The 17,230-nt window shown below is 59.1% G+C and carries 14 protein-coding genes; 9 read left to right on the top strand and 5 right to left on the bottom strand.

Annotation, left to right across the window (positions count from 1 at the left end; all coding sequences use genetic code 11):
• Nucleotides 1-37 precede the first annotated feature (37 nt).
• The gene (locus CGS49_RS06875) at nt 38-910 is read right to left on the bottom strand and encodes a LysR family transcriptional regulator (protein WP_097801137.1); all 873 of its coding nucleotides are present in this window, start codon (nt 908-910) and stop codon (nt 38-40) included.
• 161 nt (nt 911-1,071) lie between these two features.
• Between CGS49_RS06875 and CGS49_RS06870 the strand changes: the two genes are divergently transcribed.
• Nucleotides 1,072-3,009, top strand: a complete 1,938-nt coding sequence (locus CGS49_RS06870) for an FAD-binding protein (RefSeq protein WP_097801136.1) — start codon at nt 1,072-1,074, stop codon at nt 3,007-3,009.
• Nucleotides 3,010-3,102: 93 nt separating this feature from the next.
• On the opposite strand, the gene uxaC is transcribed toward CGS49_RS06870, so the two are convergent.
• Nucleotides 3,103-4,536, bottom strand: a complete 1,434-nt coding sequence (uxaC, locus tag CGS49_RS06865) for a glucuronate isomerase (RefSeq protein WP_097801135.1) — start codon at nt 4,534-4,536, stop codon at nt 3,103-3,105.
• A gap of 327 nt (nt 4,537-4,863) precedes the next feature.
• Here uxaC and CGS49_RS06860 point away from each other — a divergent pair, with 327 nt between their 5' ends.
• The 4 genes from CGS49_RS06860 to CGS49_RS06850 all read left to right on the top strand — a co-directional run bounded on the left by CGS49_RS06860 (nt 4,864) and on the right by CGS49_RS06850 (nt 9,084).
• Nucleotides 4,864-6,378, top strand: coding sequence for a tagaturonate reductase (locus CGS49_RS06860; protein ID WP_097801134.1), 1,515 nt, complete (start codon nt 4,864-4,866; stop codon nt 6,376-6,378).
• An 86-nt stretch (nt 6,379-6,464) separates the two neighbouring features.
• Complete coding sequence (locus CGS49_RS06855) at nt 6,465-7,955, top strand: UxaA family hydrolase (RefSeq protein ID WP_097801133.1); 1,491 nt, start codon at nt 6,465-6,467, stop codon at nt 7,953-7,955.
• Nucleotides 7,956-8,034: 79 nt separating this feature from the next.
• Complete coding sequence (locus CGS49_RS14205) at nt 8,035-8,199, top strand: hypothetical protein (protein ID WP_179859045.1); 165 nt, start codon at nt 8,035-8,037, stop codon at nt 8,197-8,199.
• A 3-nt stretch (nt 8,200-8,202) separates the two neighbouring features.
• Nucleotides 8,203-9,084, top strand: a complete 882-nt coding sequence (locus CGS49_RS06850; protein WP_097801132.1) for an aldose epimerase family protein — start codon at nt 8,203-8,205, stop codon at nt 9,082-9,084.
• A gap of 157 nt (nt 9,085-9,241) precedes the next feature.
• On the opposite strand, the gene CGS49_RS06845 is transcribed toward CGS49_RS06850, so the two are convergent.
• The 3 genes from CGS49_RS06845 to CGS49_RS06835 are packed head-to-tail and all read right to left on the bottom strand — an operon-like array spanning nt 9,242 to nt 11,383.
• A complete protein-coding gene (locus CGS49_RS06845; RefSeq protein ID WP_097801131.1) occupies nt 9,242-9,757 on the bottom strand; it encodes a hypothetical protein in 516 nt (171 codons plus the stop codon).
• Entirely contained in the window at nt 9,754-10,944 is a 1,191-nt protein-coding gene (rlmD, locus tag CGS49_RS06840; protein WP_097801130.1) for a 23S rRNA (uracil(1939)-C(5))-methyltransferase RlmD, read from the bottom strand. The genes CGS49_RS06845 and rlmD overlap by 4 nt, the downstream gene beginning before the upstream one ends.
• Before the next feature lie 16 nt (nt 10,945-10,960).
• Nucleotides 10,961-11,383, bottom strand: a complete 423-nt coding sequence (locus tag CGS49_RS06835; protein ID WP_097801129.1) for a BlaI/MecI/CopY family transcriptional regulator — start codon at nt 11,381-11,383, stop codon at nt 10,961-10,963.
• Nucleotides 11,384-11,715: 332 nt separating this feature from the next.
• Here CGS49_RS06835 and serC point away from each other — a divergent pair, with 332 nt between their 5' ends.
• The 4 genes from serC (at nt 11,716) to CGS49_RS06815 (ending at nt 17,100) form a co-directional block, all read left to right on the top strand.
• Nucleotides 11,716-12,798 (top strand): 3-phosphoserine/phosphohydroxythreonine transaminase, encoded by a 1,083-nt coding sequence (serC, locus tag CGS49_RS06830; RefSeq protein ID WP_097801128.1) that lies wholly within the window; start codon nt 11,716-11,718, stop codon nt 12,796-12,798.
• A gap of 179 nt (nt 12,799-12,977) precedes the next feature.
• Nucleotides 12,978-14,138 (top strand): phosphoglycerate dehydrogenase, encoded by a 1,161-nt coding sequence (locus CGS49_RS06825; RefSeq protein ID WP_097801127.1) that lies wholly within the window; start codon nt 12,978-12,980, stop codon nt 14,136-14,138.
• Nucleotides 14,139-14,587: 449 nt separating this feature from the next.
• Entirely contained in the window at nt 14,588-14,866 is a 279-nt protein-coding gene (locus tag CGS49_RS06820) for a DUF6110 family protein (RefSeq protein WP_097801126.1), read from the top strand.
• Nucleotides 14,867-14,997: 131 nt separating this feature from the next.
• On the top strand, nt 14,998-17,100 hold the full coding sequence (locus tag CGS49_RS06815; RefSeq protein WP_179859044.1) for a heavy metal translocating P-type ATPase: 2,103 nt from the start codon (nt 14,998-15,000) through the stop codon (nt 17,098-17,100).
• The last annotated feature ends 130 nt before the right edge of the window (nt 17,101-17,230 follow it).

Genomic DNA, 17,230 nt, shown 5'->3' with positions numbered 1-17,230 from the left:
CGGCCCCGGCGTTTGAGCCGGGGCCGCTTTTTTGCGTTTATTCCGTGGCAACCGCCGCCATAATGGCCTTGATGAGCTCCCGCTGCACGGCGGTCACGCGGCGTCCGCGCTTGCCGTAGATGTAGAACTCCCATTTGAGCTGCAGGTCCTTCACCTTCCGCTTCAGAATATCTTCGGGCAGGGCGCTCTCCTTGCCCGCATAGAAAGAGACGAATCCCTGCCGCAGAAGATCGACGGTCAGCTCCCAGTCCGCATCGCCCAGCACACTGTCCACGGTCAGGCCGTATTTCTGCAGGCATTCCAGCAGCCGCGCCTGGGACTGGTTCTCGGTGTTCAGGGTGATGAGTGGAATGTTTTTCAGGTCGGCAAGGGCCAGTGCATCCCGCTGCGCCAGCGGATCCTCCCGCGACAGGATCACCCCGATGGCGCTTTCCGACCGGGCCAGCCGGACAAAATCGCTGCTGGTCAGCGGCGAGGTCGTAATGACCAGATCGCAGTCATAGTTGCGGTAGCTGCGGCTGCGCTCGTTGTCCGTGTAGCTGTGGTAGTGCAGCTTCAGTTCCGGGTGCAGGCGCTGGAACTGCGGGAAAAAGTGCGGCGGCAGCTCCTGCAGAAGGCCCATGAAATACCCGATGCGCAGCTGGGGCTGGGCGTGGAAGCGGTGGAGTTGTAATAAGATCTCATCCCGCTCGTTCAGGTGCGGCCGCACCTGCTGCTCGAACAGCCGCCCGGCCTCGGTAAGGGCCACGCCGCCGGAATTGCGCACGAACAGCTGTACGCCCAGCTCCTGCTCCAGATTGGCCAGCGATTTGCTGATGGCCTGCTGGCTGACATAGCACACCTCGGCTGCACGGCTGAAGCTTTTCTGCTCGCAGACAGCCAGAAAGAACTCAAGCTGCTTATACTCCATGGGCTGCGCCCCTCCTACAACTGAAATTTGTACCAAGCTAACTTTTATTTGATTGCCAAAATCTTAACAAAAAGCTAAACTGTACATAGTATAATGCTTTTGCCCACACGATGCAAGAGCAGGACACACACACAGGAAAAGAAGAAAGGAAGTACCACACCATGGAAAAGATCTCCCGCTCCGGCTTTCTGAAGCTGGCTGCCGCCGCTGCCATGAGCGGCGTGACCGCAGGTGCCCTGACCGCCTGCAATAACTCCGCAAGCTCCTCCACCGCCGCCGCTTCCGGTGCCGCCGTCTACACCCCCGGCACCTACACCGCCAAGGCCACCGGTATGGGCGAAGTGACCGTCAGCATGACCTTCACCGAAAACGCCATCACCGATGTGACCGTGGACACCGCCAATGAGACCATCGACCTGGCCCGCAACTCTGCCGAGGACTTCCAGAAGGCGCTGCTGGACGCCCAGAGCGCCGAGATCGACGGCGTTTCCGGTGCCACCTACACCTCCACCGCCGTGAAGGAAGCCGCCGCCAACTGCATCCAGCAGGCCATGGGCGTGGCTGCCGAGGCCCCTGCTGAGGCTCCTGCTGCCGAGGTGCAGAGCGGCTTCCCCGCCTGCGAGGAGAACCTGGGCGGTGCTGCCGCTGCCGGTCAGGGCGAAGTTGCCTTCGTGGCAGACCCCATCGCCGACAGTGAGATCACCGACACCGTCAACGTGGACGTTCTGGTCTGCGGCCAGGGCCCTGCCGGTATGGCTGCTGCTCTGGCCTGCGCAGAGCAGGGCCTGAAGACCGTCGCCGTGGAGAAGGGCGCTTCTCCCACCTGGCGCAGTGCCACCATGGGTGCCTTCCACGACCGCGTGCACAAGAAGTTCGGCGTGGAGTTCGACACCAAGCAGTGGCTGGACGATGCCATGGTCAACTGCTCCTACCGCGGCGAGCAGACCATCTACCAGAAGTGGATCAACACCTGCGACGAAGCGGTGGACTGGTTCCTGGACGAACTGGAAGTGCCCGTGGAGAACTACTTCCTCACCTTCAATGCCGGCGATTTCCCGGAGTTCACCGCTGCTTACGATGAGCTGAGCCTCTCCCGCAGCTGGAACACCTCCATGAACATCCCGCTCTCCACCGACGAGATCAGCGCAAAGCTGCAGGAGAAGATCACCGCAGCCGGTGCCGAAGTGCTGTTCAACACCCCTGTTGTGCAGCTGATCACCGAGGGTGAGAAGGTCGTGGGTGCCATCGTCAAGGGTGAGAACGGCTATGTGAAGTACCTGACCGCCAAGGGCGTCGTGCTGGCCACCGGCGGCTACGAGTTCAACCCCGAAAAGCTGGCCGCCTGCTGCCGCCCCCGCGACCTGGCTCTGGGCCACTGGATGAACGGCACCAAGACCAACACCGGCGACGGCCACGAGATGGCCAAGGCCATCGGCGCACTGGAGGACGAGTACCCCCACCCGCTGATGCTGGACCCCGAGCAGCTGATGCCCTACCTGCGCGTGAACAAGCGCGGCGTGCGCTTCACCGCCGAGTATGAGGCTTACAACCATCTGGCAAACGCCATTCAGGCGCAGCCGGGTGCCTACGATTACTACATCGTGGACGCCAACGTGATGGACATTCTGGAAAGCATCTGGACCCCGTCCTCCAGCTGCTACGGCCCCAAGGAAGTCTGGGCCGGTGCCGCCACCAGCGATAACGCCCTGAAGGCTGACACGCTGGAAGAACTGGCCGAGAAGATGGGCGTGCCCGCTGACGCTTTCGTCGAGACCATCAACCACTGGAACGAGATGTGCGACGCCGGTGAGGACACCGACTTCCACTTCCCCGGCAAGATGATGCACAAGATCGACACCGCTCCGTTCTATGCCACCAAGGAGATGGCTTCCGCTCTGTGCACCGCCGGCGGCCTGCAGATCACCGATAAGAGCGAAGTGCTGAACACCGAGGCCCAGCCCATTGAGGGCCTGTACGCCATCGGCAATGTGTCCGGCAGCATGTTCTCCGGCACCTATCCCCACAACGAGAACTGCCTGAGCCACAGCCGCTGCGTCACCTTCGGCTACAACGTCGCAAAGACGCTGGCTGCCCTGTAAAACCTGGATCCAATCCCCGATACCGCAAAACGCCCCCGGAACAGAAACCGTTCCGGGGGCGTTTTCATGTCTTATAAAAGAGACGGGGAAGACTTACAGGGCGAAGTAACGCTTTGCATTGTCGAAGCAGATGCCCTTGACGATCTTCTCCAGTGCCTTCTCGTCATCGGGATACTCGCCGTCCTCGACCCACTGGCCGATCAGGTTGCACAGGATGCGGCGGAAGTAATCGTGACGGGTGTAGCTCAGGAAGCTGCGGCTGTCGGTCAGCATGCCAACAAAGTTGCCCAGCAGGCCCAGGTTTGCCAAGCTCTTCATCTGGTTCTCCATGCCGATCTTCTGGTCGTTGAACCACCATGCGGAACCATGCTGGATCTTGCCCGGCACCTCGGTGCTCTGGAAGCAGCCCAGAATGGTGCCGATCTGCTCGTTGTCAGCAGGGTTCAGGCTGTAGATGATGGTCTTGGGGCACTCGTTGGTCTCATCCAGAGCGCTCAGCAGAGCAGCGATCTCGCCGCCGCAGGATGCAGTATTGATCATATCAAAGCCGGTATCGGGGCCGAACTTTGCATACTGGCGGCGGTTGACATTGCGCAGGCAGTTGTAGTGGATCTGCATGGCAATGTTCAGACGATGATACTGCTTACCCAGATGGATCAGGATGTAGGTCTGGTACTTCTCTGCTTCCTCGGTGGTGCAGGTCTCACCGGCCATGACCTTCTGGTAGATGGCGTTGACCTCGTCCTTGGAAGCCTCGCGGTAGGGGATGTAATCCAGGCCGTGGTCAGAAGCGCGGCAGCCCATCTCGGCAAAGAACTCGATGCGCTTGGTCAGGGCATCGGTCACGCAGTCGATGCAGGCCAGCTTTTCCTTGCCCACAACGGCAGCCAGCTTAGCCATGTACTCAGCAAAGCCGGGCTTGCTGATGTTGAGGGCCTTATCCGGGCGGAAGGAGGGAGCCACGGTGAACTTGATGGTGGGATCCTCCTTGATCTTCTTGTGCCAGTACAGGTCATCGATGGGGTCATCGGTGGTGCCGATGAAGGCCACGTTGCTCTGCTCGATCAGGCCGCGGACGGTCAGCTTGGGATCGTGCTGCAGCTTGTCGTTGCACAGGTTCCACACTTCCTCAGCGGTGTCGCCGTTCAGCACGCCGTCGTAGCCGAAGAAAACGTGCAGCTCAAGGTTGGTCCAGTGGTACATCGGGTTGCCGATGGCCATGGGCAGAGCCTCTGCAAACTTCTGGAAGCGCTCGCGGTCGGGCTTATCACCGGTGATGTACTCCTCGGGCACACCGTTGGAACGCATCACGCGCCACTTGTAGTGGTCGCCAAAGTAGCTGCCGTCCGGGTTGCGGCCGCCCAGCCACACCTGAGCGATGTTCTCAAAGCGGCGGTTCTCGTAGATCTCACGGGGAGGAATGTGGCAGTGATAGTCGCAGATAGGCATATCCGCAGCGTAGTCGTGGTACAGATGCTGCGCAGTGGGAGACTGGAGCATGAAGTCCTTATCCATAAATGCTTTCATGGGTCGATAACTCCTTTTCTCTGATGGTTTTTGTTAAAAATCCGTCAAACCTTGTGTACAACGGGACACCCGCCTGCACGGGCAGGTTTGTCTTACCTTTAGTATAGCGGAAAACGCGCATGTATACAACTGAAAAAGTGACAAATTTTCTAGCACACAATTGTGCTTTTCGCTGGAAATGCCCCAAATCGTCACCTTAGGGCTAAAAATATTGCACAAAGCTCTTGACTTATTTGTATACAACAGCATAAAATAGGGATAAGGAACAGAGGGCAGGCAAAGCGGCCTTCTGGTGAGCAAAGCAAGTTTATAAAGGAGATCAATGAGATGGAAACTTTGAACTACAAGGTTCTGGAGAACACCGGCTACAACGGCTACATCCTGAAGGATGCTCCCGTCAAGGTCATGCAGTTCGGTGAGGGCAACTTCCTGCGCGCCTTCGTGGACTACTTCTACGATGTCGCCAACGAGAAGGCCGGCTACAACGGCAAAGTCAAGCTGGTGCAGCCCATCGGCAACTTCCCCCAGATGGCTGACTGGATCAACGAGCAGGAGGGCCTGTACACCCTGTACCTGCGCGGCAGCGAGAAGGGCCAGAAGGTCGATGCAAAGCGCGTGATCTCCTGCGTGTCCGACTGCGTGTGCCCCTACGTTGACAACAAGTGGGACGAAGTGCTGGAGCTGGCACGTTCTGCCGATCTGGAGACCATCGTCTCCAACACCACCGAGGCCGGCATCGCCTACACGCAGGGTGACAGCCAGTTCGATCAGGTTCCTCCCAACAGCTTCCCCGCAAAGCTGACCCGCGTGCTGTTCGAGCGCTACAAGGCATTCAACGGCGCTGCTGACAAGGGTCTGGTCATCCTGTCCTGCGAGCTGATCGACAACAACGGCAAAGAGCTGAAGAAGTGCTGCAACAACTACGCCAAGGACTGGAACCTGGAGCCCGCCTTCATCGACTGGATGAACAACGCCAACACCTTCTGCTCCACTCTGGTGGACCGCATCGTTCCGGGCCGCATCCGCGATCCTCAGGAACTGGCTGCTCTGGAAGAAGCCAACGGCTACCACGACACCGTTCTGGATGTCGGCGAAGTCTTCGGCGTCTGGGTCATCGAGGGCCCTGCTGGTCTGGAGGACAAACTGCCGTTCAAGAAGGCCGGCGTCAACGTCATGGTCGTGCCCGATGTCACTCCTTATAAGAAGCGCAAGGTCCGCATCCTGAACGGTGCCCACACCGGTTTCGTTCTGGGCGCATACCTGGCCGGTTTCGACATCGTGCGTGACTGCATGCACAACGATACCATCCGTGGCTTCATGAACAAGATGCTGCACGAGGAGATCATCCCCACCCTGCCGCTGGACAAGAAGGATCTGGAAGACTTCGCTTCCGCTGTGGAAGACCGCTTCAACAACCCCTTCGTCAACCACGAGCTGATGAGCATCTCCCTGAACTCCACCTCCAAGTGGAAGGCACGCAATATGCCCTCCTTCCTGGCTTACATCGAGGAGCAGAAGCAGCTGCCCAAGTGCCTGACCATGTCTCTGGCTGCTTATATCGCATTCTACTCCAACGACATTCAGGAGCGCACCGCCGACGGCCTGATCTGCAAGCGCCCCGCCGGCAACACCTACAAGATCCAGGATGACGCATGGGCTCTGGACTTCTACTACGCACACAAGGACGACACCGCTGCACAGCTGGTGCACGCCGTTCTGACCAACACCCAGATGTGGGATCAGGATCTGACCAAGATCGAGGGCCTTGAGGCTGCAGTTCTGGCTGACCTGGAGAAGATCCGCACCGAGGGTGCCGAGGCTGCCTACAAGAGCTGCCTGTAAGCTTGTAATATTACCCGCACAACAAAGGGCTGCTGCTTCGGGCAGCAGCCCTTTTGTGCTTTGAACTGTCAATAAGGAGAACAACTATGCCGCAGGCAATTCATATCAGCCCCATCGACAACGTGGTCGTTGCTCTGCATCCCATTGCCAAGGGCACGCTGGTGGAAGTGGACGGCCTTGCCGTGACTGCTCTGGAGGATATCCCTCAGGGCCACAAGATGGCCGTCAAGCCCATCAAGAACGGCGAGAATGTCATCAAGTATGGCTTCCCCATCGGCCACGCCACCGCCGACGCCGAGCCCGGCACCTGGATGCACACCCACAATGTGCACACGAACCTCTCCGGTGAGGTGGAGTACAGCTACAATCCGTCCCCCGATCTGGCTCCGCTGCCCAAAGTGCAGCCCGAGACCTTCATGGGCTTCCGCCGCAAAGACGGCCGCGCCGCCATCCGCAACGAGATCTGGATCATCCCCACCGTGGGCTGCGTCAACGACATCGCCAAGAAGATCGTCAACGACAATCAGGATCTGGTCACCGGCTCCATCGAGGGCCTGTACACCTTCACCCATCCCTTCGGCTGCAGCCAGACCGGCCATGACCACGCGCAGACCCGCAAGCTGCTGGCTGCGCTGGTGCGCCACCCCAATGCCGCCGCTGTTCTGGTGCTGCATCTGGGCTGCGAGAACCTGCAGCACGATCAGTTCGTGGAAGAACTGGGCGAGTACGATCATGACCGCGTGAAGTTCCTGACCTGCCAGGATGTGGACGACGAGTTCACCGCCGCCCGCGATATCCTGAAGGAGCTGGCCGCTTACGCCGGGCAGTTCCACCGTGAACCCATCCCCGTGTCCGACCTGGTGGTCGGCATGAAGTGCGGCGGTTCCGACGGCCTGTCCGGCATCACCGCCAACCCCACCATCGGCCGCTTCTCCGACATGATGGGCCAGCGCGGCGGTTCCACCGTGCTGACCGAGGTGCCCGAGATGTTCGGTGCCGAGGGCTTCCTGATGGACCGCTGCATCAACAAGGATGTCTTCGTCAAGGCCGAGCACATGATCAACGGCTTCAAGGAATACTTCATCAGCCACAACGAGGTCGTCTACGATAACCCGTCTCCGGGCAACAAGCAGGGCGGCATCACCACGCTGGAGGATAAGAGCTGCGGCTGCGTGCAGAAGGGCGGCACTGCCCCCATCATGGACGTCATCGGCTACGGCGACCCTGTGGTGACCAAGGGCCTGAACATGCTGTACGGCCCCGGCAACGATCTGGTGTCGGCTACCGCCATGACCGCAGCAGGCGCACACCTGATCCTGTTCTCCACCGGCCGCGGCACCCCGTTCTCTGCCCCGGCTCCCACCCTGAAGATCTCCACCAACACCCCGCTGGCCCAGAAGAAGTCCGGCTGGATCGATTTCAACACCGGTGTCATCGCGGATGGTGAAAAGACCATCGACGAGGCCGCAAAGGACCTGCTGGATCTGGTCATCCGCGTTGCAAGCGGCGAGCAGACCAAGGCCGAGAAGCACGGCTTCCGCGAGATCTCCATCTTCAAGGACGGCGTCGTTCTGTAAAAATCAAAGGCTGCTGAGCGGTTCGCGCCGCCCGGCGGCCTTTTTGTGCATCTGTGAGCCACAGAAAGGATGTGTTTTTATGGCTATGACCACCCGTATGATGATTTATGCATTTCTGCTTTACGGCGGCATTTTTGCCGCCATCGTGGCGGTTGTTGCAAGGGTCATAAAATATCTCATCCGCTATGGCATTGATTATTATTTTGAAAAACTGGCCGAATACCAGAAGCATAAGGAGGACTGAACTATGAATCAGATCACCACCCGTTATGTCACCGAAAACGGTGCCTGCTACGAGCAGTATGTCATCTCCGACCCCGCCGCCAAGACCGAGCTGGTCATCACCCCGGAGCGCGGCGGCATGATCACCGGCTTTACCCTCGACGGCGACGAGTACATCTGGACTCGCCGCCCCAACTTCTCTGAGTGCAACCGCCCCCGCTTTGGCGTGCCGGTGCTGTTCCCCAGCTGCGGCAACCCGGATAACGGCGTGCACATCTTTGACGGCAAGGCTTACCCCATGGAGAACCATGGTCTGGCCGACCTGTGCGCATGGGAAGTGGAAAGCGTTGGCCCGGACGGCGTGACGCTGGCACTGGAGTCCACCCCGCTGACCAAGTTCCTCTACCCGTTCGATTTCACCCTGCTGCTCAACTATAATCTGGAGGGCAACAAGGCACTGGTCAGCCTGACCGTCATTAACGAGGGCAACACGGATATGCCTTTCAGCTTTGGCTACCACCCCTACTTTACCGCCTCCAAGCTGGAGAATGTGGAGTTTGATATCAAGTGCGCCACCTGCTCCGAAAACGCCAAGGGCGAGCAGCCCGCAGCCCCGGAGAAGATCACCCTTACCCGCAAGGAGGGCGCAGACAACACCATCCGTCTGCTGACCGGTGTGCAGTTCCCCATGACCCTGACCGATAAGGGCAACGGCCACAAGGTGACGGTGGATGCCGACGAGACCTTTGACAACGGCGTGCTGTGGCAGCAGGATGCCGAGAACTTCGTCTGCATGGAGCCCTGGAACGGCTGGGCCAACAGCGTCAACGAGGAAGGCAAGCACGAAGTGCTGGAGCCGGACGAGGCCATGACCAGCGAGTGGAGCATTACCATCGAGAAGGTCTGACCTTTTAAATATTTTATCTTATAGCAAAAAGCAAAACAGCCAGGCCCACGGGCCTGGCTGTTTTGCTTTTTCATAATACTTTCGCGTGAAAAAGTGGTTTAAAAAATAAAGTTTCCGCTAAAGATGGCCAGAGCAAAGCGGTGCCCATTCAAAATCGTCACCCCTTCGCCGGGATGGCAAAGCTTTTGTTGTCCGCCGGGTCCCAGTAGAGCAGCTCTACCCGGCCGCCCTGCGCCAGAAGCTTCTCCTTCGGCTCCTGTTTCTGCCAGCAGCGTTCCAGCAGCTTTTCCACGTCTGCATCGGCGGAGACCTTTTCCGGGCAGAGGGCGCTGCCCAGCCAGTGGTCTTCTGCATACAGGCTCAGCACACCGGCATTGCCCGCCAGCAGGGCGGCGATATCCTGTTTCATGCGGTCGTAGTCCTGTTCCTCCGCCTTGTATTGCCCGTGCCACAGGCCGAAGAACAGCGAGAACTCGCCGCCCAGCTCAATGAGCAGGTCTTCGTCGTTGTGCGGGTTCTTGACCACAAAGGCCACGTCCTCGTTCTCCATATAGTCGAAGTCCGGCTCCTCGCTGGTGTGCACGGTCACATGCTGGCCGCTCAGCGCCGTGAGCAGGTCCTCCTGCACGGCACCGGTGTCGGGGATCTCATCATAATTGATATTTGCGTTCATGGGTAGATGCTCCTTTTCTTTGCGTTATTTGTGTTGTTGCTTTTCACCAGACTGCACACGACCTCAATATGCTCACTGTGGGGGAACATATCCACCGGTGTACTGCTCTCCACTTTATACCCCTTGCGGGTCAGCAGTTCCAGGTCCCGGGCCAGCGTGACCGGATTGCAGCTGACGTAGGCCACGCGCTTCGGGGCCATGCGGGCCACGCTGTCGATGAACTGCGGGGTGGAGCCTTCGCGCGGCGGGTCCATAAAGATCACGTCGGCGCGCTCGCCTGCAGCGGCGGCTTCGCTGATCCACTTGGTGGCGTCTGCTGCGAAGAAGCGGGCGTTCTTTACGCCGTTGTGCTTTGCGTTGCCAATGGCATCGTGCACGGCGTCACGGTTCACTTCCACGCCAACCACCTGCTTTGCGTGGTCGGCGGCGGTCAGGCCGATGGTACCGATGCCGCAATAGGCGTCCAGCACCACCTCTTTGCCGGTGAGGTGTGCGGCCTCCACGGCCAGACCATACAGCACCTCGGTCTGGGCGTGGTTGATCTGGTAAAAGCTGCGCGGGCTCAGGGCGTAGGTCTTGCCGCAAAGTTCATCCAGAATGAACCCTTTGCCGTACAGCACCTTTTCCATATCGCCCAGCACGACGCTGGTTTTGCGGGGGTTCACGTTCTGCACCACGGTGGTGATGGTCACATCCTGCTTTTTCGCTTCGGCCAGCAGGGCTTTCACAAAGTTCTTTGCACCGGGCAGCACCGGCTGAGCCGTTACCAGCACCACCATCACCTGCCCAGTCACGACGCCACGCCGCAGCAGGCAGTGGCGCAGCAGGCCGGTGCCCTTGTCCTCATCATAGGGCTGGTAATGGCAGGCGTTTGCCGCCGCACGCACGGCCAGCATGGTCTTGTCCAGCACTTCGTCCTGCAAAAGGCAGCTTTCCACCGGCAGCACCTTGTGGCTGTTTGCCGCGTAGATGCCGGAGGTGAGTTTTCCGCCCCAGCCGGTGGTAAAGGTGGAGATCACCTTATTGCGGTAGTGGTACGGGTCCTCTGCACCCCGGATGGCGTTCACCGGGCCGAATTTGCCCAGCAGCTTTTTCACCGTTTCTTCTTTCTGTTTCAGCTGCGCAGCGTAGTCCATGCCCAGCATCGGGCAGCCGCCGCAGTTCTTGGCACGCAGTTTGCAATCCATGTTCTTCTCTCTCCTTTTACCCGTAAGGGTCATACAGATCGTATTCTTCCGCTTCCAGGTGCTTTTCTTCCAGCACCTTCATAGCCTGTTCCAGCTCGCTCTGGCCGCAGCCGCTCTCACTCACCAGCGCGTGCACCGCCGCCGCCAGGTCGCCGCCAAAAAGGACGTCCAGCCGCTCGCGCATACTCCACACGCTGTAGGCGCGCTGGGTGATGGCCGGGGTGTAGGTATTGTGGTTGCCGTCTCTGCCGCGCTTCACCCAGCCTTTTTCTTCCAGCCGGTAAAGGAAGTTGAGCACCGTGGCCGGGGCCCAGCCTTTGGCACGCAGACGCGCGTCGATGTCCCGCCGGGTGACGGGCGCACGGCAGGCCCACACCGCCAGCATGACCTGCTCCTCTGCCGCCGAAAGCGGCTTTACATTGTCCGGGATGCCGTACATCCTGCTTTTCCCCCTCCTTTCGGCGCCTTTTTTACTTTTACATTTGTCTTTGTTTCTCCATTATACCCGTTTTCTCTCCAAAGTGCAAGAGCCGGAATCGCCCGTGAAATCAGGCATTTTCAGCATTATTTTACATTTGTCTTTATTTTTGTTTTTCTGGCGTGGACATTTGTGTGCTTTGTGCCTGCGCGGCAGCTTTTCCGGCCTTATCTTTGTGCAAAGATGCTCTTGTTTTCATTCTCTGTGATTCTGTATACTACAGCTACAGTCAAAAACAAAAGGCACCCCAGAAAGCCACGGTGCATCGTGATACAGGAAAAGGAGAGTTCATTATGGCACGAGTTTATAACTTCAGCGCAGGCCCCAGCATGCTGCCCGAGAAGGTGCTCAAGCAGGCACAGGCAGAGCTGCTCGAGTACGGCGACAGCGGTCAGAGCGTGATGGAGATGAGCCACCGCAGCAAGTGGTTCGACGCCATCATCAAGGACACCGAGGCCACCCTGCGCCGGGTGATGAACATCCCCGACAACTACAAGGTTGGCTTCTTCCAGGGCGGTGCCACCCAGCAGTTCGCCATGGTGCCGCTGAACTTTATGACCACCGGCAAGGCCGATTACCTCGTCACCGGCAACTTCTCGAACCTCGCCGCTAAGGAAGCCGCCAAGTTCGGCGAGGTGAACATCGTTGCTTCCAGCAAGGACAAGAACTTTACCTACATCCCGGATGTGAACGCCATCAACTACGATAAGGACGCCAGCTACATCCACATCTGCCAGAACAACACCATCTTCGGCACCCAGTACGTCGAAGTGCCCCAGGTGGAGGGTGTGCCGCTGGTGGCGGACATGAGCTCCATGATCCTCTCCAAGCCCGTGGATGTGACCAAGTACGGCTGCATCTACTTTGGCGTGCAGAAGAATGTAGCCCCTGCCGGCATGGCCATTGCCATCGTCCGCGACGATCTGCTGGGTCACGCCGCCGACAATGTGCCCACCATGATGAACTACACCACCCTGCTGGGCAAGGACAGCATGTACAACACTCCGCCGTGCTGGTGCATCTACATGACCGGCCTGGTGCTGAAATATCTGGATAACGACATCGGCGGCCTTGCCAACATGCAGAAGATCAACGAAGCCAAGGCCAAGGTGCTGTATGACTACCTCGACGGGCAGGACTTCTTCAACAATCCGGTCGAGCACCGCTACCGCAGCACGATGAACGTCACCTTTACCAGCCCCAACGCCGACCTCGACAAGAAGTTCTGCGCCGAAGCAGCGGACGCCGGTTTCGTGAACCTGAAGGGCCATCGTCTGGTGGGCGGCATGCGCGCTTCCATCTACAACGCAATGCCTGCCGAGGGCGTGGACAAGCTGGTGGACTTCATGGAGAAGTTCCGCAAAGAGAATGCATAAAGATTAACATCCTCGCCCTCTCCGTCATCACTTGCGTGATGCCACCTCTCCCAAAGGGAGAGGCTTTGGCAGTCCACACAAAGTTTCTGGTTTCGCCAGAGGCTCTCCCTTTGGGAGAGCTGGACGCGAAGCGGCCTGAGAGGGCGAGCAAGTTTGCAATTACAAAGGGGTTTCTTATTATGTACACCATCAAAACGCTCAACGCCATCAGCCCGGTAGGGCTGGCAAAGCTGCCCAAGAACCAGTTCGATGTCTCGGTGGATGCCGATGCCCCGGACGGCATTCTGGTGCGCAGCGCCGACCTTTTGAACACTACCTTCAACGACAATCTGCTTGCCATCGCCCGCGCCGGTGCGGGTGTGAACAACATCCCGCTGGAGCGCTGCAGCGAGCAGGGCATCGTGGTGTTCAACACCCCGGGTGCCAACGCCAACGCCGTGGCGGAGCTGGTTATCGGCATGCTCATCGCGGGCAGCCGCAACGTGGCCGCCGCCGCCCAGTGGTGTCAGGGACTGGCCGGTGACCCGGCCATGTCCAAGAGCGTGGAAAAGGGCAAAAAGCAGTTCGTGGGCAACGAGATCAAGGGCAAGACCCTTGGCGTCATCGGTCTGGGTGCCATCGGCTCCCGGGTGGCAAACTGCGCCATCGAGCTGGGCATGGAGGTCTACGGCTACGACCCCTACATCTCCATTGAAGCCGCATGGAACCTGAGCAGTCAGGTGCACCACTGCGTGAACCTGAACGACATGCTGCCGCTGTGCGACTACCTCACCATCCATGTGCCCTACCTGCCCACCACCAAGGACACCATCAACGCCCAGACCCTCGCCCTGTGCAAGGACGGCGTGAAAATCTTGAACTACGCCCGCGGCGAGCTGGTGAACACCGAAGCCCTGCTGGATGCCATGGAGACCGGCAAGGTGTCCGGCTACATGACCGACTTCCCGTCCGAAGCCATTCTGGGCAAGCCCGGCATCGTGTGCACCCCGCACCTGGGCGCCTCCACCCCGGAAGCCGAGGACAACTGCGCCGTCATGGCCGCCAAAGAGCTGAGCGACTACCTGAAGAACGGCAACATCACCCACTCGGTGAACATGCCGGAGGTCAACCAGCCCCGCGCCGGCGGCAAGCGCATCTGCATCATCCACAAAAACGAGCCCGGCATGATCAGCCAGATCACCGCCCTGACCACCGAAGCCGGCCTGAACATCGAGAACATGGTGAACAAGAGCAAGAAGAACATGGCCTACACCATGCTGGACGCCACCGGTGCCGTGGACGCCAAGCTGAGCGAAAAGCTTTCCGCCATTCCCGCCGTGATCCGGGTGCGCATCCTGTAAAGCAAAACGATTTAAAATGCCCGCCGCTTCGCTCTGGGCATCTTCAGCGGAAAACGATTTTTATTTTAGCAACCCGGAAAAATCTGCGGATTTTTCCGGGTTGCTTTTTTCACAGAGAAAGGCCGTGGCGGCAAACTGCATTTCCAAACCAGGATTTTTTACAAACTGGAAATTCTTTCTCGTCCCATCTGCCGGTTAGTTTCCGTTTACAAACTGTAGTTTGTCTTAAAAAACGCGTTAAGGATAGCTTTTTCTAACTACACATCGTAAAAAGTTTACATGTATTAACATTCGAGGAAAGCCTTGAAAATGGAAAATTCTGTGCTACAATAGGCTCAAAACAAGGGAAATGTCCCCCTGTTTTTCGGCCTTTGGACCGGTATATTCATCTTACAGGTCCTGCGGATGCAGGGCCTCTGACAGGAAATAAAAAAGGTAGGGAAGTTACTATGGATATCAAGAAGATCGCTCTGTTCGCCGCTGGCACGCTGTTCGGCTCTGCCGGTTTCAAGCTGCTGTCCAGCAAGGATGCCAAGAAGGTCTACACCCAGACCACCGCTGCTGTGCTGCGCATGAAGGACTCCACCATGGAGACCGTCAGCAAGGTGCAGGAGCAGGCCGGTGACATTCTGGCTGACGCAAAGGCCATCAACGAGGCCCGCGCTGTTGAGGCCGAGGCTGCTGTCATCGAGGACGCTGCTGAGGAGACCACTGAGGCTGCCGAGTAATCACAGCATCCCATTGGGTATCGGGGAGCCGCCTTTGTGGGCGGCTCTTTTTCATGATAGAGGCCTGCGCACAGGCGGCGGGGACGTTTTGCCTGCCGCTGTGCGCACAAACGTAAGAAGGTATTCTGACTATGAAATGTACCATTCTGCATGAAGGCAAGGGCCGGATGCGTGTGCATGTGGAAAAAGTCCGCATGACCCTGCACCGCGCCGATGTGCTGGAAGCTTATCTGAACCACAATGACGCCATCGTCCACGCCACCGTCTACGAGCGCACCGGCGATGTGGTCATCACCTATACCGGCAAGCGCTCTGCCGCCGTTGCTCTGCTGGCAGGCTACAAGTTCGACGTGGCCGAGTATGACGCGCTGGTCACCTCGGCCGACAGCCGCAAGCTGAACCGCGAGTATCAGGATAAAATGTTCAATCTGGTGGCGGGCCGCTGCCTGCGCAAGCTGTTCCTGCCCGCGCCCATCGCCGCCGCCTACACCGCCTTCCGCTCCATCGGCTTCATCTGGAAGGGCGTGCGCTGCGTGCTGCGCCGCAAGCTGGAAGTGGAAGTGCTGGATGCCCTGAGCATCGGCGTGTCGATGCTGCGCGGCGACTTTGCCACCGCCGGGTCGGTGATGTTCCTGCTGAACCTGGGCTCCCTGCTGGAAGAATGGACCCGCAAAAAGAGCCTGGACGATCTGGCCCGCAGCATGGCCCTGAATGTCGATAAGGTCTGGGTGCGCAGCCAGGGCACCGAAGTGCTCATGCCGCTCACCAAGGTGCGCACCGGCGATCAGGTGGTGGTGCGCAGCGGCAACATGATCCCGCTGGACGGCACTGTGCTGGAAGGCGAAGCCATGGTGAACCAGGCCGCTCTCACCGGCGAAAGCATGCCCGTGCGCAAGGTGGAAGGCTCCACCATCTACGCCGGCACCGTCGTGGAGGAAGGCGAGTGCGTCTTCGTGGCCAAGGCCGAGGGCGGTTCCAACCGCTACGACAAGATCGTGGCCATGATCGAAGAATCCGAAAAGCTCAAGTCCAGCACCGAGAACCGTGCGCTGGTGCTGGCCGACAAGCTGGTGCCCTGGTGCCTGGGTGCAACAGTGGTCACCTATGTGCTCACCCGCAACGTCACCCGCGCCATCTCCTGCCTGATGGTGGACTTCTCCTGTGCGCTCAAGCTCTCCATGCCGCTGGCGGTGCTGTCCGCCATGCGCGAGTGCAGCAGCAACCACATCACCGTGAAGGGCGGCAAGTATCTGGAGGCCCTCTCCAAGGCGGACACCATCGTGTTCGATAAAACCGGCACCCTCACCCGCGCCACCCCGCAGGTGGTGGATGTGATCCCCTTCTCCGGCTGTGACGAGCGCGAAGTGCTGCAGCTGGCCGCCTGCCTGGAGGAGCACTTCCCCCACTCCATGGCCAACGCCGTGGTGCGCGCCGCCAAGGAGCGCGGCATCTCCCACGAGGAGATGCACTCCGAGGTGGAGTACATCGTGGCACACGGCATCGCCAGCCGCGTGGGCGGCGAGCGCGTGGTCATCGGCAGCCATCACTTCGTCTTTGAGGATGAAAAGTGCATCGTGCCCGCAAACGAGCAGGAAAAGTTCGACGCCCTCAAGCCCGAGTATTCGCACCTTTATATGGCGGCCAGCGGCCAGCTGTGCGGCGTCATCTGCATCTCCGACCCGCTGCGCCCGGAAGCCGCTGCCGTGCTGAACGGCCTGCGTGCCCTGGGCATCAAGAACACCGTTATGATGACCGGCGACAGCGAGCGCACCGCCGCCGCCATTGCAAAGCAGGTGGGCGTGGACCACTTCTTTGCCGAGGTGCTGCCGGAGGACAAGGCAAACTTTGTCCAGAAGGCCAAGGCCGAGGGCCACACCGTCGTGATGATCGGCGACGGCATCAACGACTCCCCCGCCCTGTCCGCTGCCGACATCGGCATTGCCATCAACTCCGGTGCCGCCATCGCCCGCGAGATCGCGGATGTGACCATCAAGGCCGACAGCCTGGAGGAACTGGTGGTGCTCAAGGCCATCGCCAACTCCCTGCAGAAGCGCGTGCACGCCAACTATCGCTTCGTGCTCACCTTCAACTCGGCCCTCATCGCGCTGGGTGCACTGGGCATCCTGCAGCCGGCTTCTTCTGCCATGCTGCACAACCTGTCCACCATCGGCATCAGCCTCAAGAGCATGACCAATCTCCTGCCGGAGAATCAGGTTCCGCAGCTGAAGGCGTAAACCACCTAACCATAAACAGAAAAGCCCCCGGGCAGAGCGCACCGCCAAACGGCCTTGCATGTTCCTGCCCGGGGGCTTTCATTGTTTCGCATTGCTCCACAAACGCGAAGTTGTAAATACATGTTTTCCC

It is taken from the genome of Faecalibacterium langellae, from assembly GCF_002549775.1.
GTDB classification, from domain to species: domain Bacteria; phylum Bacillota; class Clostridia; order Oscillospirales; family Ruminococcaceae; genus Faecalibacterium; species Faecalibacterium langellae.
The sequence above is the reverse complement of the archived record's forward strand: the minus strand, read 5'-3'. Positions and strand labels throughout refer to the sequence as shown.

What these genes read in the sequence shown, in the direction of transcription:
- CGS49_RS06835 (WP_097801129.1), bottom strand. Translation starts at nt 11,383, where the DNA reads ATGTACGGCATCCCGGACAATGTAAAGCCGCTTTCGGCGGCAGAGGAG.
- CGS49_RS14205 (WP_179859045.1), top strand. Translation starts at nt 8,035, where the DNA reads ATGGCTATGACCACCCGTATGATGATTTATGCATTTCTGCTTTACGGC.
- CGS49_RS06870 (WP_097801136.1), top strand. Translation starts at nt 1,072, where the DNA reads ATGGAAAAGATCTCCCGCTCCGGCTTTCTGAAGCTGGCTGCCGCCGCT.
- CGS49_RS06815 (WP_179859044.1), top strand. Translation starts at nt 14,998, where the DNA reads ATGAAATGTACCATTCTGCATGAAGGCAAGGGCCGGATGCGTGTGCAT.
- CGS49_RS06850 (WP_097801132.1), top strand. Translation starts at nt 8,203, where the DNA reads ATGAATCAGATCACCACCCGTTATGTCACCGAAAACGGTGCCTGCTAC.
- CGS49_RS06855 (WP_097801133.1), top strand. Translation starts at nt 6,465, where the DNA reads ATGCCGCAGGCAATTCATATCAGCCCCATCGACAACGTGGTCGTTGCT.
- CGS49_RS06825 (WP_097801127.1), top strand. Translation starts at nt 12,978, where the DNA reads ATGTACACCATCAAAACGCTCAACGCCATCAGCCCGGTAGGGCTGGCA.
- CGS49_RS06875 (WP_097801137.1), bottom strand. Translation starts at nt 910, where the DNA reads ATGGAGTATAAGCAGCTTGAGTTCTTTCTGGCTGTCTGCGAGCAGAAA.
- serC (WP_097801128.1), top strand. Translation starts at nt 11,716, where the DNA reads ATGGCACGAGTTTATAACTTCAGCGCAGGCCCCAGCATGCTGCCCGAG.
- CGS49_RS06860 (WP_097801134.1), top strand. Translation starts at nt 4,864, where the DNA reads ATGGAAACTTTGAACTACAAGGTTCTGGAGAACACCGGCTACAACGGC.
- uxaC (WP_097801135.1), bottom strand. Translation starts at nt 4,536, where the DNA reads ATGAAAGCATTTATGGATAAGGACTTCATGCTCCAGTCTCCCACTGCG.
- CGS49_RS06820 (WP_097801126.1), top strand. Translation starts at nt 14,588, where the DNA reads ATGGATATCAAGAAGATCGCTCTGTTCGCCGCTGGCACGCTGTTCGGC.
- CGS49_RS06845 (WP_097801131.1), bottom strand. Translation starts at nt 9,757, where the DNA reads ATGAACGCAAATATCAATTATGATGAGATCCCCGACACCGGTGCCGTG.
- rlmD (WP_097801130.1), bottom strand. Translation starts at nt 10,944, where the DNA reads ATGGATTGCAAACTGCGTGCCAAGAACTGCGGCGGCTGCCCGATGCTG.